Annotated in this window: 18 protein-coding genes; 9 read left to right on the forward strand and 9 right to left on the reverse strand. The window is 60.6% G+C overall.

Going from position 1 to position 20,982, the window contains the following annotated elements; translation table 11 throughout:
• Positions 1-126: 126 nt before the first annotated feature.
• The 6 genes from ACA061_RS02395 (at position 127) to ACA061_RS02420 (ending at position 7,353) form a co-directional block, all read left to right on the forward strand.
• Positions 127-735, forward strand: a complete 609-nt coding sequence (locus tag ACA061_RS02395) for a YqiA/YcfP family alpha/beta fold hydrolase (protein ID WP_150617555.1) — start codon at positions 127-129, stop codon at positions 733-735.
• A gap of 41 nt (positions 736-776) precedes the next feature.
• Positions 777-2,681, forward strand: coding sequence for a DNA topoisomerase IV subunit B (parE, locus tag ACA061_RS02400; RefSeq protein ID WP_150602659.1), 1,905 nt, complete (start codon positions 777-779; stop codon positions 2,679-2,681).
• Positions 2,681-3,670: an esterase-like activity of phytase family protein gene (locus ACA061_RS02405; protein WP_497300491.1), complete on the forward strand. Its 990-nt coding sequence runs from the start codon at positions 2,681-2,683 to the stop codon at positions 3,668-3,670. Before parE ends, ACA061_RS02405 begins: the two co-directional genes overlap by 1 nt.
• Positions 3,667-4,191: a retropepsin-like aspartic protease family protein gene (locus tag ACA061_RS02410; RefSeq protein WP_042557359.1), complete on the forward strand. Its 525-nt coding sequence runs from the start codon at positions 3,667-3,669 to the stop codon at positions 4,189-4,191. Before ACA061_RS02405 ends, ACA061_RS02410 begins: the two co-directional genes overlap by 4 nt.
• Positions 4,192-4,198: 7 nt before the next feature.
• A complete protein-coding gene (gene parC, locus ACA061_RS02415) occupies positions 4,199-6,463 on the forward strand; it encodes a DNA topoisomerase IV subunit A (RefSeq protein WP_150602656.1) in 2,265 nt (754 codons plus the stop codon).
• A 176-nt stretch (positions 6,464-6,639) separates the two neighbouring features.
• Positions 6,640-7,353, forward strand: coding sequence for a PqiC family protein (locus tag ACA061_RS02420; RefSeq protein WP_150602655.1), 714 nt, complete (start codon positions 6,640-6,642; stop codon positions 7,351-7,353).
• Positions 7,354-7,611: 258 nt separating this feature from the next.
• Here the strand turns inward: ACA061_RS02420 and ACA061_RS02425 are convergent, their stop codons facing one another.
• The gene (locus ACA061_RS02425) at positions 7,612-9,123 is read right to left on the reverse strand and encodes an AhpA/YtjB family protein (RefSeq protein ID WP_497300492.1); all 1,512 of its coding nucleotides are present in this window, start codon (positions 9,121-9,123) and stop codon (positions 7,612-7,614) included.
• Positions 9,124-9,257: 134 nt separating this feature from the next.
• Between ACA061_RS02425 and serB the strand changes: the two genes are divergently transcribed.
• A complete protein-coding gene (gene serB / locus ACA061_RS02430) occupies positions 9,258-10,472 on the forward strand; it encodes a phosphoserine phosphatase SerB (protein ID WP_150617558.1) in 1,215 nt (404 codons plus the stop codon).
• Between the two features lie 92 nt (positions 10,473-10,564).
• On the opposite strand, the gene ACA061_RS02435 is transcribed toward serB, so the two are convergent.
• From ACA061_RS02435 to ACA061_RS02450, 4 genes are all read right to left on the reverse strand, one after another.
• Entirely contained in the window at positions 10,565-12,319 is a 1,755-nt protein-coding gene (locus ACA061_RS02435; RefSeq protein ID WP_497300493.1) for a cyclic-di-GMP receptor FimW-related protein, read from the reverse strand.
• A gap of 150 nt (positions 12,320-12,469) precedes the next feature.
• A complete protein-coding gene (gene asd / locus ACA061_RS02440; protein WP_150602651.1) occupies positions 12,470-13,330 on the reverse strand; it encodes an archaetidylserine decarboxylase in 861 nt (286 codons plus the stop codon).
• Positions 13,331-13,348: 18 nt separating this feature from the next.
• Positions 13,349-14,164 (reverse strand): thiosulfate sulfurtransferase, encoded by an 816-nt coding sequence (rhdA, locus tag ACA061_RS02445; RefSeq protein ID WP_150618015.1) that lies wholly within the window; start codon positions 14,162-14,164, stop codon positions 13,349-13,351.
• A 42-nt stretch (positions 14,165-14,206) separates the two neighbouring features.
• Positions 14,207-15,745 carry an HDOD domain-containing protein gene (locus ACA061_RS02450; protein WP_150602649.1) on the reverse strand — a complete coding sequence of 513 codons (1,539 nt, stop codon included), beginning with the start codon at positions 15,743-15,745 and terminating at the stop codon, positions 14,207-14,209.
• Between the two features lie 166 nt (positions 15,746-15,911).
• Between ACA061_RS02450 and motA the strand changes: the two genes are divergently transcribed.
• Both motA and motB read left to right on the forward strand, forming a co-directional pair.
• Positions 15,912-16,763 carry a flagellar motor stator protein MotA gene (gene motA / locus ACA061_RS02455; RefSeq protein WP_150594024.1) on the forward strand — a complete coding sequence of 284 codons (852 nt, stop codon included), beginning with the start codon at positions 15,912-15,914 and terminating at the stop codon, positions 16,761-16,763.
• A gap of 3 nt (positions 16,764-16,766) precedes the next feature.
• Positions 16,767-17,852, forward strand: a complete 1,086-nt coding sequence (gene motB / locus ACA061_RS02460) for a flagellar motor protein MotB (protein WP_497300494.1) — start codon at positions 16,767-16,769, stop codon at positions 17,850-17,852.
• Positions 17,853-18,109: 257 nt separating this feature from the next.
• Here motB and ACA061_RS02465 read toward each other — a convergent pair whose 3' ends face one another.
• The 4 genes from ACA061_RS02465 to rsgA all read right to left on the reverse strand — a co-directional run bounded on the left by ACA061_RS02465 (position 18,110) and on the right by rsgA (position 20,944).
• Entirely contained in the window at positions 18,110-18,595 is a 486-nt protein-coding gene (locus tag ACA061_RS02465) for a toll/interleukin-1 receptor domain-containing protein (RefSeq protein ID WP_210554264.1), read from the reverse strand.
• Positions 18,595-19,554 carry a caspase family protein gene (locus ACA061_RS02470; RefSeq protein ID WP_150618011.1) on the reverse strand — a complete coding sequence of 320 codons (960 nt, stop codon included), beginning with the start codon at positions 19,552-19,554 and terminating at the stop codon, positions 18,595-18,597. Before ACA061_RS02470 ends, ACA061_RS02465 begins: the two co-directional genes overlap by 1 nt.
• Before the next feature lie 2 nt (positions 19,555-19,556).
• Positions 19,557-19,700: a hypothetical protein gene (locus ACA061_RS02475; RefSeq protein ID WP_191626423.1), complete on the reverse strand. Its 144-nt coding sequence runs from the start codon at positions 19,698-19,700 to the stop codon at positions 19,557-19,559.
• A gap of 212 nt (positions 19,701-19,912) precedes the next feature.
• Positions 19,913-20,944 (reverse strand): small ribosomal subunit biogenesis GTPase RsgA, encoded by a 1,032-nt coding sequence (gene rsgA / locus ACA061_RS02480; protein WP_150602645.1) that lies wholly within the window; start codon positions 20,942-20,944, stop codon positions 19,913-19,915.
• Positions 20,945-20,982: the final 38 nt, after the last annotated feature.

The raw sequence follows: 20,982 nt of genomic DNA on the forward strand, positions 1-20,982 counted from the left end.
AAGATCGCAGCCTGCGGCAGCTCCTACAAGAGGCAACATGCTCAGCATGGGCATCATTTGTATGGCCCATCCTGCTGTGACTCCCTGTAAACTCCGCTATCTTTCGCCGACACCCAGGGAGCTCAAATGTCCGGTTCGATCCTCTATATCCACGGTTTCAACAGCGCCCCGGCCTCGACAAAGGCCTGTCAGCTGGTCGCGGTGATGGAGCAGCTGGGTTTGAGTGAGCAATTGCGTGTTCCCGCCCTGCATCACCATCCGCGTGAAGCCATCGGTCAGTTGGAACAGGCGATTGCCGAGCTAGGCCAGCCGTTGCTGGTGGGAAGCTCCCTCGGCGGCTACTATGCGACTCACCTGGCCGAGCGCCATGGCCTGAAAGCCCTGCTGGTCAACCCGGCGGTCAGCCCGCACCGGATGTTCGACGGCTATCTGGGCACGCAGAAAAACCTGTACACCGATGAAACCTGGGAATTGACCCACGACCACGTTGCGGCCCTGGCCGAACTGGAAGTGCCGGCGCCCCAGGATGCGCAGCGTTTTCAGGTCTGGTTGCAGACCGGCGATGAAACATTGGATTATCGCCTCGCCCAGCAGTATTACCGCGCCTGTGCCTTGCGCATTCAGGCCGGCGGCGACCACAGTTTCCAGGGTTTCGCCGGGCAATTGCCGGCGTTGCTGAGTTTTGCCGGCATTGGCGCCGATTTGTATCAGGCAATCGATTTCACCGCACTGTGAAGTCTTGCCCCTATTTCATGAATGACTGACGACGAGACCCTATGGCCACTCCCAGCGCTAGCTCTTATAACGCCGACGCCATCGAAGTCCTCTCGGGCCTCGACCCGGTGCGTAAACGCCCCGGTATGTACACCGACACCAGTCGGCCGAACCACCTCGCCCAGGAAGTCATCGACAACAGCGTCGACGAAGCCTTGGCCGGCCACGCCAAATCGGTGCAGGTCATCCTGCACGCCGACCACTCGCTGGAAGTCAGCGACGATGGCCGCGGCATGCCGGTCGACATCCACCCTGAAGAAGGTGTGTCGGGCGTTGAGCTGATCCTCACCAAACTCCACGCGGGCGGCAAGTTTTCCAACAAGAACTACCAGTTCTCCGGCGGTCTGCACGGGGTGGGTATTTCCGTGGTCAACGCCTTGTCGACCGAAGTCCGGGTGCGCGTGAAGCGTGATGGCAACGAGTACCAGATGACGTTCGCCGATGGCTACAAGGCCACCGAACTTGAAGTCGTCGGCACCGTTGGCAAGCGCAACACCGGCACCAGCGTGTATTTCGCGCCGGATCCGAAGTATTTCGACTCACCGAAATTCTCCATCAGCCGCCTCAAGCACGTGCTCAAGGCCAAGGCTGTGTTGTGCCCGGGCCTGCTGGTCAGCTTTGAAGACAAAGGCACCGGCGAGAAAATCGAGTGGCATTACGAAGACGGCCTGCGCTCCTATCTGGTCGACGCTGTCAGCGAGTTCGAACGCCTGCCGGACGAACCGTTCTGCGGCGCTTTCGCCGGTAATAAAGAAGCGGTCGATTGGGCATTGCTGTGGCTGCCGGAAGGTGGCGACGCGGTGCAGGAAAGCTACGTCAACCTGATCCCGACGGCGCAGGGTGGTACCCACGTCAATGGTCTGCGTCAGGGCCTGCTCGATGCGATGCGCGAATTCTGCGAATTCCGCAGTCTGCTGCCGCGCGGCGTGAAGCTGGCGCCGGAAGACGTCTGGGAGCGCATTGCCTTCGTTCTGTCGATGAAGATGCAAGAGCCGCAATTCTCCGGCCAGACCAAAGAGCGTCTGTCGTCCCGTGAAGCGGCGGCGTTTGTTTCCGGTGTGGTCAAGGACGCGTTCAGCCTGTGGCTCAACGCCAACCCGGAAACCGGTCTGGCGCTGGCCGAACTGGCGATCAACAACGCCGGCCGTCGTCTGAAAGCGAGCAAGAAAGTCGAGCGCAAACGCGTCACCCAGGGGCCGGCACTGCCGGGCAAACTGGCCGACTGCGCCGGGCAGGATCCGATGCGTTCCGAACTGTTTTTGGTCGAAGGTGATTCCGCCGGCGGTTCCGCCAAGCAAGCGCGGGACAAGGAATTCCAGGCGATCCTGCCGTTGCGCGGCAAGATCCTCAACACCTGGGAAGTCGACGGCAGCGAAGTGCTCGCCAGTCAGGAAGTGCACAACATCGCCGTGGCCATCGGTGTCGATCCAGGCTCGGCCGACATCGCCCAACTGCGCTACGGCAAAATCTGCATCCTCGCCGACGCCGACTCCGACGGTCTGCACATCGCAACCTTGCTCTGCGCGTTGTTCGTCCAGCATTTCCGCCCGCTGGTGGATGCCGGTCACGTCTACGTCGCGATGCCACCGCTGTACCGCATCGACCTGGGCAAAGAGATCTACTACGCCCTCGACGAGGCTGAGCGCGACGGCATTCTCGACCGTCTGGTCGCCGAGAAGAAACGCGGCAAGCCACAGGTCACCCGATTCAAAGGTCTGGGTGAAATGAACCCGCCGCAACTGCGTGAAACCACCATGGACCCGAACACTCGGCGTCTGGTGCAGTTGACCCTGGAAGACTTCGACGCGACCTCGGAAATGATGGACATGCTGCTGGCGAAAAAACGCGCCGGTGATCGCAAGTCGTGGCTGGAATCCAAAGGCAACCTGGCCGAGGTTCTTGGTTGATGCGGGTTGGCTTTGCCCTGGCGTGTGCGTTACTCCTGAGCTCTGTTTCGGCGCTTGCCGAGCCGGTGCCGGAGTTGCGCGTGCTGTCCGAACATCCGGTAGACGGCATGCGCGGCGGCAACCTGTCAGGGCTGGCGCAGTGTGGCAACGAGTTGTGGACGGTGTCCGACCGCGACGATGATCAGATCTATCGCCTCGACACGCGACAAACCGCCTGGCAGGCCGAAACTGTGCACATCGACGTGCCTCAATTGCCCGAGACCGGGCTGCCGTGGGGGTTGCGTTCGCGCAACTGGGCAGCGTCGTTCGTGCGCGGCGGCGATCTGGATTTTGAAGGGATCAGCTGCGACAGCGCCGGCAATCGCTACCTCGTCAGCGAGGGGCATGCAGCGGTGTTGCAGCTGCCTGTCAGCGGCCCGGCAAACTGGCTGAAGATCTCGCCGCTGCTGGTTCGCGAAGCGCGAGCCAAGGGCATGTTGCAGAAATTCAACGCGATATTCGAAGGTCTGGCGATCAATCCGGCGGGCGATCAGATGTGGTTGGCTGCCGAGCGCCAAAGCCGTGGCTTGCTGTTGATCAAGCGCCAGCAGACTGTGTGGGACTGCGACGGACGCTGTGTGTTGGTGAGCGAAGGCGGCAAGGAAATGCAGCCGGCGCAGTTTCCCAAAGCCAAAGCGGTCGACCGGGATTTTTCCGACCTGTCATTGTTCAACGGCAAGCTGTTCACCCTTGAGCGCAATACCTTCCAGATTTGCCGTCGCGATTCGCTGACGGCCAAAGTCGAGCGCTGCTGGTCGTATGCCGCCGAACTGTTGCAGGCAAACCGCCGTTACTCGCAGAACTATGGGCTTGAAGAAGCGTTGATCGTTGATGCTGAAGGCGCGTGGATTGGCGTCGACAATAATTTCGGCCCGCGTGCCGATGGCGAGAACCGCCCGATTGTCTGGCGCTTCGCCGCGCCGGAAGGTGGCTGGAGCGCCAAGCCATGAGCCAGCAACCGCCGGGCAAACGCGCCGGCCGGGTGCTGATGATTCTGGCGTGGTGTGCGGCACTGTTTCTGGCCACGCGGTTTTTTGGTCAGTGGGAACAACGCCAGCAGAATCCGAACGTCGTCGTGAGTTCGGAGCAGGGCGCAGGATTTATCGAAGTGAAACTGGCGAGCAATGCCCAAGGGCACTTTGTCGCCAGCGGTCAGATCAACGGCGAACCGGTTGAGTTCATGCTCGACACCGGCGCGACCGATGTAGCGATCCCGGCGGATCTGGCCAAGCGTTTGAAGCTGGAAGAAGGTTTCGGTGTGACCCTGAGCACGGCCAATGGCCTGAGCCAGGGCTATCGTACAAAAATCGCTCGCCTGCAACTGGGCGACATCGTGCTGCGGGATGTCCGCGCGCTGGTGGCGCCGGGGTTGCATGGCGATCAGGTGCTGCTCGGCATGAGCGCCCTGAACAAACTTGAATTTACTCAGCGCGGTGGCACCATGCTGCTGCGCCAGACAACGAACCGATGAGGCCTGCATGAGCAATCCCCTTGATCTTAGCCTGGACGGTGTTGAACGCCGCTCGCTGGCTGACTTCACCGAAAGTGCCTACCTCAACTACTCCATGTACGTGATCATGGACCGTGCCCTGCCGCATATCGGCGACGGCCTGAAACCAGTACAGCGGCGGATCATCTACGCGATGAGCGAGTTGGGCCTGGACGCCGATTCCAAGCACAAGAAATCGGCGCGTACCGTCGGCGACGTGCTCGGCAAGTTCCACCCGCACGGCGACTCGGCGTGCTACGAAGCGATGGTGCTGATGGCCCAGCCGTTCAGCTATCGCTACACGCTGGTCGACGGCCAGGGCAACTGGGGTGCGCCGGATGATCCCAAATCCTTCGCGGCCATGCGTTACACCGAAGCGCGTCTGTCGCGATATTCCGAAGTGCTGCTCAGCGAACTGGGCCAAGGCACCGCGGACTGGGGCCCGAACTTCGACGGCACCCTGCAGGAGCCGCTGGTGTTGCCGGCGCGCCTGCCCAACATTCTGCTCAACGGCACCACCGGTATCGCCGTGGGCATGGCCACCGACGTACCGCCGCACAACCTGCGCGAAGTCGCGACCGCGTGTGTGCGCTTGCTCGATGAGCCCAAAGCCACGGTCGAACAGCTCTGCGAACACATTCAGGGCCCGGATTATCCGACCGAAGCGGAAATCATCACACCGCGTGCCGACCTGCTGAAAATGTACGAAACCGGCAAGGGCTCGGTGCGTATGCGCGCCGTGTACCACGTCGAGGACGGCGACATCATCGTCACCGCGCTGCCGCATCAGGTCTCCGGGGCCAAAGTGCTGGAGCAGATCGCCGCGCTGATGCAGGCCAAACCGTCGAAAGCGCCGCAGATTGCTGACCTGCGTGACGAGTCCGACCACGAAAACCCGTGCCGCATCGTGATCATTCCGGTCAACAGCCGCGTCGATCACGAAGCCCTGATGCAGCATCTGTTCGCCAGCACCGAGCTGGAGTCGACCTACCGGGTCAACGTCAACATCATCGGTCTGGATGGCAAGCCGCAGCTGAAAAACCTGCGCGCATTGCTGGTCGAATGGCTGGAGTTCCGCGTGCAGACCGTACGTCGCCGCCTGCAATTCCGCCTCGACAAGGTCGAGCGTCGCCTGCACCTGTTGGACGGTTTGTTGATTGCCTACCTCAACCTGGATGAAGTGATTCACATCATCCGTACCGAGGAACACCCGAAGCTCAAGCTGATCGAGCGTTTCGCCCTCAGCGAAATTCAGGCTGACTACATTCTCGACACCCGTCTGCGTCAATTGGCGCGACTGGAAGAGATGAAGCTGCGCGACGAGCAGGACGAACTGCTCAAGGAGCAAGCCAAGCTGCAAGCCCTGCTGGGCAGCGAAGCCAAGTTGAAGAAACTGGTGCGCACCGAGCTGATCAAGGATGCAGAGACCTATGGCGACGACCGCCGCTCGCCAATCGTCGAGCGCGCCGAAGCCAAAGCGCTGACCGAGCACGATCTGCTGCCGAACGAGAAAGTCACCGTCGTGCTCTCGGAAAAAGGCTGGATCCGTTCTGCCAAGGGTCACGACATCGACGCCACCGGCCTGTCTTACAAGGCTGGCGACGGCTTCAAGACCTCGGCGGCGGGGCGCTCCAACCAGTCTGCCGTGGTGATTGACTCCACCGGCCGCAGCTATTCGGTCGCTGCGCACACGTTGCCGTCGGCGCGTGGCCAGGGCGAACCGTTGACCGGTCGTCTGACACCGCCACCGGGTGCGACGTTTGAATGCGTGCTGATGCCCGAAGACGATGCGTTGTACGTGATCGCTTCCGACGCCGGGTATGGCTTCGTGGTTAAAGGTGAAGACCTGCAAGCCAAGAACAAGGCCGGCAAGGCGCTGTTGAGCCTGCCGAACAACGCTAAAGTCATCGCGCCACGGCCGGTGGCTGATCGTGAGCACAACTGGCTGGCCTCGGTCACGACCGAAGGTCGCCTGCTGATCTTCAAAATCAGCGATCTGCCACAATTAGGTAAGGGCAAAGGCAACAAGATCATCGGTATTCCCGGTGAGCGTGTCGCCAGTCGCGAAGAATATGTCACGGACATCGCGGTCATTCCGGAAGGCTCCACCCTGGTGTTGCAGGCCGGAAAACGCACGTTGTCGCTGAAGGCCGACGACCTCGAACACTACAAAGGTGAGCGCGGTCGACGTGGTAACAAGCTTCCGCGTGGCTTCCAGCGGGTCGATGCGCTGCTCGTCGAAAACCTCAATTAGGCGTCCTAGAGAGCTCGATCTACGATTTAACGCGTAGATCGACGCTTTGGCGCTGGAGTCGGAACGCATATTCACGGATGATATGGCCTTTCAAGCGCCGGCGTGGCCGAGCGTTCTTCATATTTATTGAGTATTTTCACTGTGGTCAGCTTTGTGGCGGCCACCTGGACGGGATGATGACTGCGCTGCGCCTTCCACTTATTTTGTTACTCGCTGGCGTTCTTGGCCTGGCGGGTTGCAGCGTTCACCAGCCGGTGTCGCTGTATCAACTGGACAGCGGAAGTCCGGTTCAGCCCGCGCAAAGCGCGGGCATGGCGGTTTTACTGGGCCCGGTAGTCGTAGCCGATTACCTGCAACGTGAGACCCTGTTGCAACGTCAGCCGGATGGCAGCCTGCAAGCGGCGACCGATGGTCGTTGGGCTGGTAGCCTTTCGTCGGATATTGATCAGTTGCTGATGCGTCAGGTTTCCGGTCATCTGGACAGCCAGCGTGTCGTTCTGGCACCGGCCACTGGCGGGTTCACCCCGGATGTGCAGGTGTTGCTGACCATCACGCGTCTGGACTCCGGTGCGAAGCAACCGGCGATTCTCGATGCGCAATGGCGCTTGATCGACCGTCGCGGCAAGGTGCGCGATAACCGCATTGTTCATCTGCAAGAGTTGCATCTGGGAAGCACGGCGTCGCAAGTGAAGGCGCAAGGCATTCTGTTGCAGCGTCTGGCCGAGCAACTGTCGGTAGCGCTCAAGCCATTGGCCAATCAGCCTCCTGTGGCGGAAGCACCGCGTAAAGCGGCGCAGAAACCCGCAGCGCGGGCCGAGGAAGCCGAGAAGCAGCCGAAGATCCCGATGGCATCGCCGATTCGTACAGACATGGAAGTGTTTCGCTTCTAAGGCTGGATCGAGTCAAGACAGAGCCCGCCTTGTGCGGGCTTTGTTGTGTCTGGACGAACGAATAACACACGCGAACCCTGTAGGAGCTGCCGAAGGCTGCGATCTTTTGATCTGGTCTTCAGGATCAAGATCAAAAGATCGCAGCTCGCCGCAGCTCCTACACGATCCGATTCCGCGTTCGAAGATCCTTTCAGGTGACCACAAAAAAGCCCGCAGACAATCACTCGTCTGCGGGCTTCTGTGTATCAGGGCTAGGGCTTAAGCCCGACGCTCATGCATCCGCGCCAGTTGCCGCTCCAGCATTGATGGATAAGGCTCCATCAACCGCTCTACGCAGCAAGCGCCCTCAGGGCTGGCAATCGGTCGGATCCGCGCACGCTGACGGATCAGCGCGTCGTCACTGATCTTGCGCTCGACCAGCAGCAGGTTGCGGCTGTGTTGCGACAGGGCCAGGGCATCCTGCGCCGAATCAGTCAGCAGCAGATCGATCTGGCTCAAACCGAACAACTCATCGCCAAGGGTCAGGCCCAGCTGCAATTGCAGGGTGATGCCGCTGTCGGCGACTTCGATCTGCAACTGATGACCCAGTGCGCGCAGCAACTCGCCGCAGCAGATCGCGTTGGTCAGGTAGTCGTCGCCGCTGTCTTCGGTGTGGAACAGCATCAGCGTGCTGCCGTCGTTCAGGGTTTCGATTTCGCCCTGGTACAACGAAGCGGCTTGATCCAGACAGTCGCGGTAGCGCGCCTGCAATTCTTCCAGACGTGCCCGAGGCAAACGGCGCAGTTGCTCTTGCGAGCCCAATTGCACCGCCAGCACGGCGGTGTGTTGCGGTACGTTCGGCGTCGCTTTGCGCACGGCCGGTGGCGCGACAGCAGTCAAAGACTCGTCGCGCAGGTCGGCGAACGCGTCGTCGTCATCATCGTCTTCGACGGTGCTGACCACATGGCGCGGAGCAGGCTTGTGCGCGGCCAACGGACGGGTTTCGTCAAAGCTCGGGTCGCGCAGATTGCGCACTTCGAACTCCGGCTCGTCGTCCTCGTCCTCGAATTCAGGTTCTGGCTCAGGCTCGGGCGTAGGTTCCGGCGCGTAGTTGGCGTGCAGCTGACGGGCCAGATCGCCAATTTCATCCTGACGCTCTATGCCCGGCGTGTGCTCGTCGATCCGGCGCAGCCAGACGCGTAATTGCAGCAACGGTGTGGACAGATAGCGGCCCATGCGCAGGCTCAAGGCCAGCGACAGCGCCAACAGAATTGCACTGAGAATGCCCATGCTCTGCAAGCTGATGGTCATTGGCTGCTGGAACTGATCCATGTCCAGGCTGATGCGCAGTTGCCCGGCCGTCACGTCCTGAAAAGTGATCTTGCTCTCGTACATGCCCTCGGCTTCGCCCAACAGGCTGTGCTTGGGGCGCTGACCGGATTCGGCGAGGATGCGGTTATCCACGCTATAGATAGCCGCGTGGGCCACCAGTTTGTTCTTGGTCAGGTTATTGAGCAGCACGTTGAGGCTGAGGATGTCGTTGGACACCAACAGCTCCGTGGCGGAGGTGGCGGTCTGCGTGGTCAGGCTTTCGCCCAGCGCATCGGCCTGCTCGTGCATGGCCTGCTTGAATTGCAAACCCATCACGCCGGCATAGATCACCAGGGCCAGAGCGACCAGGATCACGTTATGGCTGGCAATGCGCAATGCAATCGGTACACGGCGGTGGCGCAGTGCACGGAAGATCAGCAGGAAGAAGTTATCGGTTTTAACTGGCGTAGGCCGGTTCACTGAGCTCGGCTCTTTTGTCCGTGAAGTTGACGCGCAGTATAGCGACAGGCCCTAGACCGGCAAAGCGCTCGCTGTGCCCGATGGTCACTGAAAGTGGGTAGAATGCGGTTTTTTTCCAGTTGCGGGGGTGCGCGTTGCGCGAAATCGTCCTGATTAACATCACGGGAGTCGACCGTCCGGGTCTGACGGCGGCCATTACCGGTGTTCTGGCCCAAGGTGGCGTGAACATTCTCGACATCGGTCAGGCGGTGATCCACGACACCCTGTCGTTCGGCATCCTGGTTGAAATTCCCGACTCCGAGCAAGGCAAATCCGTGCTCAAGGACATCCTGTTCAAGGGCTACGAGCTCGACCAGCAGGTGCGCTTCACTCCGGTGTCGGAAGAGGATTACCAGCAATGGGTAGGTAATCAGGGCAAGAAACGCCACATCGTCACCCTGTTGACCCGCAAAGTGACGGCCGGCCAATTGCAGGCTGTCAGTTCGATCACTGCCAAATACGGCCTGAACATCGATCACATTGACCGTCTGTCGGGTCGCATGCCGCTGGACACCCCGGCCGACAAGGGCAAGGGCTGCATCGAGTTTTCCGTGCGTGGCGAAGCGGCCGATCCGCAGGCGCTGCGTGCTGAGTTCCTCAGTGTCGCGCAGGAATTGAACGTCGACATCGCCTTTCAGGAAGATTCGCTGTTCCGCCGTAACCGTCGCCTGGCGGTGTTCGACATGGACTCGACGCTGATTGAAGCCGAAGTCATCGACGAACTGGCCAAGGCTGCCGGTGTTGGCGAGCAGGTTTCGCAGATCACTGAGCGCGCGATGGCTGGCGAACTGGATTTCCGTGAGAGTTTCAAAGAGCGTCTGGCGTTGCTAAAAGGCCTCGACGTCAGCGTGCTGGATTCGATCGGTGCTTCGCTGCGCCTGACCGAAGGCGCCGAAACCCTGTTCGCCGAACTCAAGCGTCTGGGCTACAAGACTGCAATCCTGTCTGGCGGCTTCACCTACTTCGCCAAGCAGTTGCAGGCCAAGCTCGGCATCGATTACGTGTTCGCCAACGAACTGGAAGTGGTCGACGGCAAGTGCACCGGCGTGGCGATCGAGCCGATTGTCGATGCGCAGCGCAAGGCTGATCTGCTGAAAGAGTTGGCGCACAAGGAGGGTTTGCGTCTGGAGCAGACCATCGCGGTCGGCGACGGCGCGAATGACCTGCCGATGCTGGCGATTGCCGGGTTGGGTGTGGCGTTCCGCGCCAAGCCGCTGGTCAAACAGTCGGCGAAACAGGCGATCTCAACCTTGGGTCTGGATGGCGTGCTGTATCTGCTGGGTTTCCGCGATCGCGACGGGCAGCTGTGAGTTAGAGATCAAAAGATCGCAGCCTGCGGCAGCTCCTGCACAGGAATTTGTATTTCCCTGTAGGAGCTGCCGAAGGCTGCGATCTTTTGTTTTTAAAGCGACTTCCATAGAGAATCAAAATCCTCCTCGCTCCCGCCATTCTGCGCGGCCTCCAGCGATCGATAAGCAAACTGATTGAAGCTGTGCGTACTCGCCACCCGTCGATCCAGACCGGCGCGGTGTTCTTCGCCCTGGGTGTTGATCAGCACTTTGCTGCCTTCCTGAAACGGCAAGCGTGGTGCCAGTAACGTTGCTGGCAGATCGATCGCGCTGATCTGCGGCAACAGCAATCCGCGTAAGTAATGGCTGTGATCGTCCCGCGAGCGCACCAGTTGCAGGCCGCACGGCTCGGCATGCGGCGCCACCAGTTCGATGCCCATCTGGGTGCCGCTGCCGCGCACCTGACGAATCCAGCGAATCACCGCAATGCTCCAGCCAAGACTCACACTGTCCTGAATCCCGAGCATTTCTCCGGCCTGCAGCTCGGTGGGCACCTCTTGCGGCCAGCCCAGGCAATATCCGCCGGGGCTGTGATTGATTACCGGCAACGCATAAGTCGGGTAGTGCTGCGTGCTGTCGGTGCTGTTTTCGTCCTCGACCAGACGGTCGTACTGGATTTCCTCGTAGGGTAAAAACTCGTCAGCCTTGCTCTGCGGCGCGGCGTCGAACGCCTGGCTCCAACTGTCCTTTTCACCCTTGGCCACCACGTTGTTGAAGTTTGCCGCACGGGCGCCGGGATGTTTCAGCAGATCGCTGAACGTACGCTCGCCGCCCAGGAAGAAGTGCAGGGCACTCATGCCGACACACACGGTCAGGTTGCCCTGACCCACGGTGCGCTGGAAACTGCGCTCGGCCGCCTGACCCCAGGTCGCGTGCAAATGTTGCAGAGTGTCGAAACTGAGCCCCGCCGGGACGGCCAGCGGCGTCGAGGTGTGCTGGCGCAGTAGGTGCGCTTCGATGGCATTCACCAATAGCTGAGGATCAAAGCCGAGCAGTCCGGCCTTTTGCTCGTTGCGGAACATACTGCGATAGCGCGGGCCGGCGTCGATTTCAGCGCTGACCGCAAACAAGCCATCGTTCGGGCTGCCGGGATGGAGCTTGAGCAGTGCGCTCCACGGCTCCAGGACTTCCGCGAGTCGGGCGATCTGGTTCTGGCGCAGTTGATTGCAACGGGCACTGCCCAATAACAGTGTGGCGAGGTAAGTCTGTTCGACGCTCAGTTCGGTTGTCAGGCTGGCGAGATCATCGTGTACACGACGTTGTTGCAGCTGCAATGCACACGCGGTGCGATACAGCTGATGCAGCTCGAACCACAGATGCTCTGGCGGCGAGCTGTACAACTGCGTCGCGCGCACCAGTTGGCCTTTGAGTGCGTGGGTCGCCCGTTGCAGGGCCAGGCTGACCAATGCCGCACGATCCTTGCTGTATTTCGGCGCGATGCGCAGCACGATCTGCTTGTAGCCGGTGGCCAGATGACTTTGCAGCGCCTGACACAAGTTGCTGATCTTGCGTGAACGCTCGTCGAGCATGATCGCCTGATGCAGAAAGTGCCGCTCCAGATGCTGGCAGACGAAATACACCTCGGGACGCAGCAGCTCCAGCAGTTGCAGGCGATTGTCGCTGGGAGTCAGCAATAGGTTGAGTTCGCCGAGGCCCTGGTACAACTGACGGGCAGTTTCGCCGATGTTGGCCTTGGGCAGGCCGGCGATCCAGCGCTTGAGATCGCGCGGGGTGGCTTCGCAAAACGACAGGCGCGTTTGCGTCGGGGTGGTGGCGCGTAGTTGCGGAGGAGAGATGGTTTGGCTCATGCCAAAAACCATAGCAGCAAATGAAGGTGCTGGCCTTTAACCTGTAGGAGCTGCCGAAGGCTGCGATCTTTTGATCTTGCTTGTAAAAAACAAAATCAAAAGATCGCAGCCTTCGGCAGCTCCTACAGGGGATCGGCGTGTTTCGTCGGATCAGGCTTTCGGCAGTGCCAGACCCTGGCCCATTTGCACTGGCGAACCGGCAACCAGTTCTTCAGCCCATTTCACTTGATCAGGGCCGAACAGCACGATCGCGGTAGAACCCAGCTTGAAGCGACCCAGTTCTGCGCCTTTTTCCAGATGAATCGGTGCACGGGCGGCTTCGTCGTAGCGGAAGGTTTTCAGCTCGCGCTTGGGCGGCGTGACCAGACCGGCCCAGACGGTTTCGATTGAAGCAACAATCATTGCGCCGACCAGCACGACAGCCATCGGCCCGCGCTCGGTGTCGAAAATGCACGCCACACGCTCGTTGCGGGCGAACAGCTCCGGGACGTTTTCGGCGGTGGTCTGGTTGACCGAGAAGATTCGGCCGGGGATATAAACCATTTCGCGCAGGGTGCCGGCCAGCGGCATGTGTACGCGGTGGTAGTCCTTCGGCGACAGGTAAACAGTCGCGAATTCGCCGCCCATGAACGGCGCGGCATTGGCCGCGTCACCGCCGAGCAGTTCCAGCACGCTGAAACTGTGGCCCTTGGCCTGGAACACGCGACCGTGTTCGATCGGGCCGAGTTGGCTGATCGCACCGTCTGCCGGGCTGAGGATCGCGCCCGGGGTTTCGTCCAGCGGCCGCGCGCCGTCTTTCAGAGCACGGGTGAAGAAGGCGTTGAAGTGCTCGTAAGCGGTCACGTCTTCAACCAGCGCTTGCGACATGTCGACTTGATAGCGCTTGGCGAACCAGGTGGTGAAGGCATTCTTGAACCAGGGCACGCGGCACTCGGCGATGCAGCCGGCCAGGCGCGACAGCAGGTGATGAGGCAGCAGGTACTGGCTGAGGATAAACAGACGCTCTTTCATTAGTTGTCCTTAAAAACCTTAAATCTCGACTGGCGTGTCAGGGTGGTTGCCCCATTCGCCCCAGGAACCGGCGTAGCCTTTGACCCGCGGATAACCGAGGGACTTGGCCACCAGATAGGTGAAGCCCGACCGGTGATGGGTCTGGCAGTGGGTAATGATTTCTTTGTCCTTGGTGATCCCCAGGTCTTCGAGGATCTGCGGCATGTCAGTGCGAATGCGCAACTGACGCGCCTTGTCCATGCCGGCAGTCCATTCGAAATTGACCGCGCCGGGAATATGGCCTGCCTTGGCAGCCAAAACCTTCTCGCCGGAATACTCCAGCGGCCCGCGTGCATCCCAGATCGCCAGATCGGCAGCGCCGAGACGGCTTTGCAGGTATTCGCGAGTGGCGGTCGGCTCTTCATGCAGAGTCAGCGCGACCGGCCCACCGACGGCGGGTGGCACCTGGATCGACATCGGCGAACCTTCCGCCAGCCACGCCGGCAGACCGCCATCTATATAGTGATATTTGTCGTGACCGATCACGTCGAGCAGCCAGATGAAGCGCCCGGCCCAGCCGCCGCCCTCGTCGTCGTAGACCACGTAGACCGCGTCCTTGCGGTGCCCCAGCTCACCGAACAACGCTTCCAGATCGGCTTTCGCCGGCATCAGGCCCGGTGCTGGCGGTTGGCCGAGCTGGGTGCGTTTCGGATCGACAAAGCGTGCGCCGGGCAGATGACCTTCGGCATAGCGGGCGGGACTGGTCAGGTCCACCAGGATGAGTTCGCTGGCATCGAGGCGAGGGAGCAGGTCGCTCGGTTCGATAACGAGCGGCAAGCCAGAGAAGTCAGACATGTGAGGTCTCCAGAGCACAAAGGGGGGGATTGTAGCGCAGCCTCATCGGCCACGGCTGCTAAAGCTGTGCAGGGCTTTTTCGATGCACTGCGCGGTTTTGCCAAAGGCTTGTACGGTGATATCGGCGAACGGCCCGCCGCCCTGATCGGCGACGACGATCATGATCACCCGGCCGTTATTGACCAGTGAGCGCAGGAACAGATGCTCGCCACGGAACAACGTGCGCAGGCCCGCCGGCAACAATGCGGAGAATTGCGCGTTGTTCTCTGGATTGATCCGCACCTGTGCCTGCTGCGCGAGCAGTCGTTGCAGGACCTTGCTCTGGCTGACGACGAAATTCAGCGCCGCAGCTTCTTTCGGCAGGCCAACGGTTTGATGCACGCGCAAGTTCGACTGCGTGCGATCAGCCATCAGGATCATCACCCGCCGCATGCCGCTGGCCACTAGCGCGTCGCGGGCGGCGACGGTCAGGCTCATGGCATTGGTGAAGCGACTCGGCTCTGCCAGTAATTCGGCGCATTGCCGGCGCCACTGGGTCAAATCTTCGGCATTGGGCGCCGCCGCAGGCAGCATGCCAGCGGGCAAGCGACGCGTGCCCCACGGCCACAGCAACGACACCGCCGGGTGCCACAAGTCAGGCATCGCATGCTGGCGCGCGCTGTTGGCGGCTTGCTGGTGCAGCTGTTGTTGCACCTCGTCCATCGAAATCTGTAGATAAAGACTGGTCAGGTACTGCCAGCGCTCGCTGTGCGGGCTGTCCCACGCCTGCTGCGCCGACAGCGCCAGGCCGTTGGCCAGCAACACGGTATTGGCTGGCTGATTGAGCCAGCGGCGCAGAGTCGGATCATCGTCCAGACGGTTTTGCTGGCGTAGCGGATGCTCGCTGTCGCGGGCGATGCGCAACACTTTGACCAGTTCTCGGTGCTCGCTGAGCAGCAGTTTATAGCCCTGTTGCACCCAGATTGGCAGGTGCCAGACGGCCACCAGTGCTTGCGCGATTGCCAGCAGACGCACGCCAAACAATTGCTTCTCGACGGTGCGTGCCGATTCGCCCTTGTGGATAACGCGCAGCTCCCACTCTTCAAGCAATTGCGGGTAAGTCAGCGCCAGCGGCCACAGCGGCGAGAGGAACAACAGGCTGCCCCAATGAATGTCCTGCCACAGCCGCGCCAGGCGACTAGCAAAAAAACCGTTGGCCTGTTGCGTGGCGTGCTGGCTGATCATTTGCAGTTGGCGCAGGGCCTTGGGGATCTGCATCTGCGGAACGGCGGGCAGCCGCGCGAGCAATTCTTCGGTGCGGGCGAGGCCGAGGCGATTGATCGCCACTTCGAGATTTTCTGCCGGCGTGGCCATGTTGCCGTGGGTGTGACGATTGGCCTCACGGATGATGCTCAAGGCCAGGGCCGGGCTGTCTTGCATCAGGTCGGCGATGTCGCGAAGCGAGCTGCGATTGTCGCGGATCGCGCGGCAGACCTTGTCGTGCGCCTCCTGCGGTACGGGCAGTAGAACGCTGTCGAGCAGTTTTACCCAGCCGTCGAGTGTGGTCGGTTGTGCGTGTGGGACGTTCGTTTCATTAGCCATGTCTGGACAAGATCTTCACTGACTGTAGACGCGCCCGGCATGGGCTAAATTGGCTTTTCGCCTGAACTGGCTATAGTCTGGCGCAGTTTTGCCGATAAGTAGAAGAAGAGATTTTTTAACTTCCGAATATGACCTTGAACCCGACTTAAATAAGTACTTTCTACCTATGGCTAAAATTATCGGCATCATCGTCGTATTCGCGAGCGTGCTCGGCGGATACGTGCTCTCCCACGGCAAAATTGCCGCCCTGATCCAGCCTTTCGAGGTGTTGATCATCGGCGGTGCTGCACTGGGCGCTTTTCTCCAGGCGAACCCCAGCTACATGACGATGCACGTGCTCAAGAAATCCCTGAGCATGTTCAGTTCGCGCTTCACCCACACTTTCTATCTGGAAGTGCTGGGGCTGATCTACGAGATCCTCAACAAGAGCCGCCGCGAAGGCATGATGGCCATCGAGGGCGACATCGAAGATGCCGCCGCGAGCCCGATCTTCGCCAAGTACCCGGCGGTGCTTAAAGATGAACGCATGACCGCGTTTATCTGCGATTACCTGCGCATCATGTCCTCCGGCAACATGGCTCCGCACGAGCTGGAAGGCCTGTTCGACATGGAGCTGTACAGCCTCAAGGAAGACCTCGAGCACCCATCCCACGCGGTGAACGGCATTGCCGACGCCATGCCGGGTTTCGGTATCGTTGCGGCGGTACTCGGTATCGTGGTGACCATGGCCTCCCTGGGTGAAGGCGATCAGAAATCCATCGGCCTGCACGTTGGTGCGGCACTGGTCGGTACCTTCTTCGGTATTCTCGCCGCCTACGGCTTCTTCGGTCCGTTGGCGCATTCCCTGGCCCACGATGCCAAGGAAGAGCTGAACGTGTATGAAGCCATTAAAGCTTCGCTGGTGGCTTCCGCTTCCGGCATGCCGCCATCGCTGGCGGTGGAGTTCGGTCGCAAGGTTCTGTACCCGGCCCACCGTCCAAGCTTTGCCGAGCTCGAACAAGCGGTTCGCGGTCGCTAAGTCATGGAAAATAATCAGCCGATTATCATCAAGCGCGTCAAGCGCATAGCCGGCGGGCACCACGGCGGGGCATGGAAAATCGCCTTCGCCGACTTCGCCACGGCGATGATGGCGTTCTTCCTGGTGCTGTGGCTGCTGTCCACTGCAACGCCGGAGCAGAAGATTGCTATCGCCGGTTACTTCAAAGACCCGGTCGGCTTCTCCGAAAGCGGCACGCCATACATCATCGATCTGGGCGGTACGCCGACGCTGGCGCCGGAGAACACCCTTAACCCCGAGGTGAAGTCCCAGCCGCAACCGGACAAGGTCACCGTCGACACCGAGCAAGTCGAAGGCATGGCCGAAATGGTCGAGAAAGAACGCCTGGAACTGTTGCTGCAAGAACTGCAGAACAAGGTCGACGAGAACCCGCAACTGCAGAAATTCAAGGACCAGATCCTCTTCGAGATCACGCCGAACGGCTTGCGCATCCAGATCATGGACGCCGAGAACCGGCCGATGTTCGACTCGGGTTCTGCGCGCCTGAAGCCGTACTTTGAAGACATCCTGCTAGCCATGGCCGACACCATCAAAGCGGTGCCGAACAAGATCAGCATCAGCGGCCACACCGATGCCAAGCCGTATATCGGTACCGGCGATTACGGCAACTGGGAGCTTTCAGCCAACCGCGCCAACGCTGCACGGCGTGCGCTGATCGCGGGCAGTTATCCCGACGCGCAAGTGGCGCGGGTGGTCGGTTACGCTTCGTCGGCACTGTTCGACAAGGAAAAACCGTTCAACCCGGTCAACCGTCGCATCGATATCGTGGTGCTGACCAAAAAGGCTCAGGCGGCCATCGAAGGTGCGCAAGGCCCCGACGCTGCGAAGCCGGCCGAACAAGGTCAGAACGGTGCCGCGCCGGCAACCCCGGTCGACCCGAATGCCTTGCCGGCGGATCAGCAGCCGGTGCCTGCCCACGAGCTGCGCGAACGGCTGAACCTGTTCGACGACGTTGCGCCCAAACCGGCTGAGCAGGGGAGTACGGCGCCAGCGCCAACAGCGCCAACAGCGCCACCGGCCACTGCACCGGCCCCCGCGCCGAAGCAGTGATTCACAAAAAAGCCGCGAGATGATCGCGGCTTTTTTGTGTCTGTCGGCTTGTGCTTCGTTGTGTTCGTTGGATCTTTCCCCTCACCCCAGCCCTCTCCCCCCAGGGAGCGAGGGGGAAAGGGAGCCGATCTTCATGCGGTTCAAGACCTGAGTTCGACTCGGTCTTTCACGTCGGCGTAACTCGAACATCCGCCTCGGTCAGTCCCCTCTCCCTCCGGGAGAGGGTTAGGGTGAGGGGCATCAAGGGTGACGATGTTTCAGAACCCGCGCCGAATCCGGTTCTTCAGTTGTTCGTGGAACATGTCGGCATTGCGTTTGTAGGTGCCCTTGACGGATTCACTCATCGATTCCAACGATATCGACCGCTTGTTCGACACCTCCTCACGATACGCATCAATAAAGAAATCCAGATCACTCTCCGTGCTCAGCTTCGGCCATTTGTCCAGATACAACGGCAACTCCGCTGGCCCGGTCCTGAAGGAACAGATCCGCCGATTGCTGATCGTCGCCTCGCCGATCTCAAACGGCACCCACCACGACAACGCGGTTTTTTCCGAAACCACCGCCAGCAAGTGCGTGCACTCGGTGATGTTGCGCGTGATGACCCCGGTGATGTCGTCGGTGGTCTGCGATTCCGGGTCCAGCACGTCAAGGTAGGTCTTGATGTTGGCCCTGATCAGGCGGCTGTTGATCGCCATCGCGTGGGCGCGATCCATGTGGCGGTAGCTGATAAAGACTGGCATCAGAAATGTCCTTTGAGGGCGAGTTCGCGGTAGTAGGCGCCGAGGGCGGTGAGGCGGCAGCCGGTGGAATGAATGGCGGCGTAATACATATGCTCGGCGTCCATCGGTTCTATCAGGCTGTGGCGGTTGCACTTTTGCAGCTGGGCGAAGACTTCGCCGTGTTCCGGATTGAAAGTGGCTTCGGTGGGTTCGTAGCTGGGATCGAGCGGGAAAACCGACTCGGCTTCGGCAAACCATTCGGGGAGTTTGCGCAGGATCTCCTTGGGGATCAGCGGCGAGACTTCGCGCAGGGAAATGAACTGCGAGACGTTGGTCTTGAACACCGGACGCTGCTCCCAGGCATCGAGCGCGTTGTCGACGAAGGAATAGAGGCTGCCGGGGGTGATTTTGCCGAGGATGTTGGCTGCGCCGCCATGCAACGCCTGCAACAGCAGTCCGGTGAACACGCCGTGTTGCGCGCCTTCCATGGCCGGCTCTTCCTTTTTGCACGCGGTCAGAATCGTCATGCCTTCACCGACCACGCTGCTTTCACTGCGCAACGCGCGCACCTCGCCGGCCGCGCCGCTTTGGCAGCAGTCGAGGATGATCACCTTGTTTTTGATCTTGGTCGCTTTGGCTGCCCAGTTGAGGATGTCGCTGATGCGGATGCCGTCCTTGGGGTTACGGAAATCCTGAGGCAGCAGCATGCCTTCATCATTGTCAGTGTCGAAGCCGCCATGCCCGGCGAAGTACAGCAGCGCGACGTTGCAGTCACCGGAAAACAGTTCGCGAATCTGGTCTTCGAGTTTCTCCCTGCTCAAGTGATCCTCGGCGGACGTCAGCACCACGTTCTTGAAGTTGGGGTCGCCATTGGCGTCGGTTTTCAGTACGGATGCCATGGCCATGGCGTCATTGCTGCACCCGCTCAAGCGCGAGATGTGTTTGTAGTCGTTGATCCCGATAAACAGTCCCTTGCGCATGGTTACACCGCCGTATGCAGGCGAATCGCGCTGACAATGCTGTTGGTGTTCCACGCGCACTCGGCATGTGCGGCGTTGCGCACCAGATTGTCGTGGCCGTGGGAGTGGTTCCACGAGTGGCTGATGAACAGATGGTAGGTTTGCATGGGGTTCCTCGGAGGTCGCGAACGTGCGAAGGAGGAACCGAATGTAGGCATCTGGGAAATGCCTACAAGATGTGCGCGGCAAAAGAGAAATGTCCTGCAAGCAGGCGTACGCAGGCCTTACAGAAAAATCTGATGTTTAAAAAAACAGGGGATTTGTAGGGAAAGATCCGACAACCGGCAGCACCTGAGACAGGCGCTACCGGGTTGGCTGTTTAATAGCCGTTTTCAGGCAGACTGGCGATGATCGAGCGATAGCTGTTCATCCGTTGCTGCTGCACGCGGCCATCTTCCAGGGCCTTGAGCAGTGCGCAACCCGGTTCGCGATCGTGCTTGCAGTCGCGGAAGCGGCAGGTGCCGAGCAAGTCGTTGAACTCGATGAAGCCGGCTTCGACGTCGGCGCGGCTGACGTGGCCGAGGCCGAATTCGCGGATACCCGGGGAGTCGATCAGTTCACCGCCGCCAGGGAAGTGGAACAGCCGCGCGGTGGTCGTCGTGTGCGTGCCCTGGCCAGACAGCTCGGACAACGGCCCGACGCGGGTTTCAACCTCGGGCAGCAAGCTGTTGACCAGCGACGACTTGCCAACGCCGGACTGGCCGACGAACACGCTGATGCGCCCGTCGAGCTGCTGTTGCAGTTGTTCCATGCCGTTGCCGTGGTGCGCGGAAACTTCCAGTACCGGATAGCCGAGCGTGCGGTAAACCGCCAGCAGCGCGTTCAGCGCCGGGGCGTTCTGCTCGTCGATCAGGTCGAATTTGTTCAGCAGCAACAGCGGCCGGATGCCGGCGTGTTCAGCCGCGACCAGGTAGCGGTCGATCAGGTTGGCATGCGGCTCGGGCAGCGGTGCGAAAACGATGACGATCATGTCAACGTTGGCGGCGACCGGTTTGAGCTGGCCACGGCTGTCCGGGCGGCACAGCTCGGTGGTACGCGGCAGTTGCGCGACGATCACACCGATGCCCTGGTTACCGGCACGCCAGACGACGGTATCGCCGGTCACCAGCGCCGGCAGGTTGGCGCGCAAGTGGCAGCGAAATACCTGGCCGGCGAGTTCGCCGTCCTTGGCCTCGACTTCGACCTGCACACCGAAGTGGGCAATCACCAGGCCGGTCTGTTCCGGACCCAGGTCGCCGCCCTCCAGGGCCTCGACAGCCGAGGACTCGCGTTTGGCGGCGCGTGCGGCGCGCTCGCCCTGAATTTTTTCGATGCGCCAGTTTTGACGTCGATTGAGTTGGCGTTTGGCCATGGGTGTTCCGTCTGAAGAATGCAGCGATTAGGTAAAAC

The sequence above is a fragment of the Pseudomonas sp. LBUM1668 genome, assembly GCF_059695715.1.

Bases quoted from the DNA above. Each gene is read 5' to 3' on its own strand.
- ACA061_RS02395 (WP_150617555.1), top strand. From the start codon at position 127: ATGTCCGGTTCGATCCTCTATATCCACGGTTTCAACAGCGCCCCGGCC.
- parE (WP_150602659.1), top strand. From the start codon at position 777: ATGGCCACTCCCAGCGCTAGCTCTTATAACGCCGACGCCATCGAAGTC.
- ACA061_RS02405 (WP_497300491.1), top strand. From the start codon at position 2,681: ATGCGGGTTGGCTTTGCCCTGGCGTGTGCGTTACTCCTGAGCTCTGTT.
- ACA061_RS02410 (WP_042557359.1), top strand. From the start codon at position 3,667: ATGAGCCAGCAACCGCCGGGCAAACGCGCCGGCCGGGTGCTGATGATT.
- parC (WP_150602656.1), top strand. From the start codon at position 4,199: ATGAGCAATCCCCTTGATCTTAGCCTGGACGGTGTTGAACGCCGCTCG.
- ACA061_RS02420 (WP_150602655.1), top strand. From the start codon at position 6,640: ATGACTGCGCTGCGCCTTCCACTTATTTTGTTACTCGCTGGCGTTCTT.
- ACA061_RS02435 (WP_497300493.1), bottom strand. From the start codon at position 12,319: ATGAGCCAAACCATCTCTCCTCCGCAACTACGCGCCACCACCCCGACG.
- asd (WP_150602651.1), bottom strand. From the start codon at position 13,330: ATGAAAGAGCGTCTGTTTATCCTCAGCCAGTACCTGCTGCCTCATCAC.
- rhdA (WP_150618015.1), bottom strand. From the start codon at position 14,164: ATGTCTGACTTCTCTGGCTTGCCGCTCGTTATCGAACCGAGCGACCTG.
- ACA061_RS02450 (WP_150602649.1), bottom strand. From the start codon at position 15,745: ATGGCTAATGAAACGAACGTCCCACACGCACAACCGACCACACTCGAC.
- motA (WP_150594024.1), top strand. From the start codon at position 15,912: ATGGCTAAAATTATCGGCATCATCGTCGTATTCGCGAGCGTGCTCGGC.
- motB (WP_497300494.1), top strand. From the start codon at position 16,767: ATGGAAAATAATCAGCCGATTATCATCAAGCGCGTCAAGCGCATAGCC.
- ACA061_RS02465 (WP_210554264.1), bottom strand. From the start codon at position 18,595: ATGCCAGTCTTTATCAGCTACCGCCACATGGATCGCGCCCACGCGATG.
- ACA061_RS02470 (WP_150618011.1), bottom strand. From the start codon at position 19,554: ATGCGCAAGGGACTGTTTATCGGGATCAACGACTACAAACACATCTCG.
- ACA061_RS02475 (WP_191626423.1), bottom strand. From the start codon at position 19,700: ATGCAAACCTACCATCTGTTCATCAGCCACTCGTGGAACCACTCCCAC.
- rsgA (WP_150602645.1), bottom strand. From the start codon at position 20,944: ATGGCCAAACGCCAACTCAATCGACGTCAAAACTGGCGCATCGAAAAA.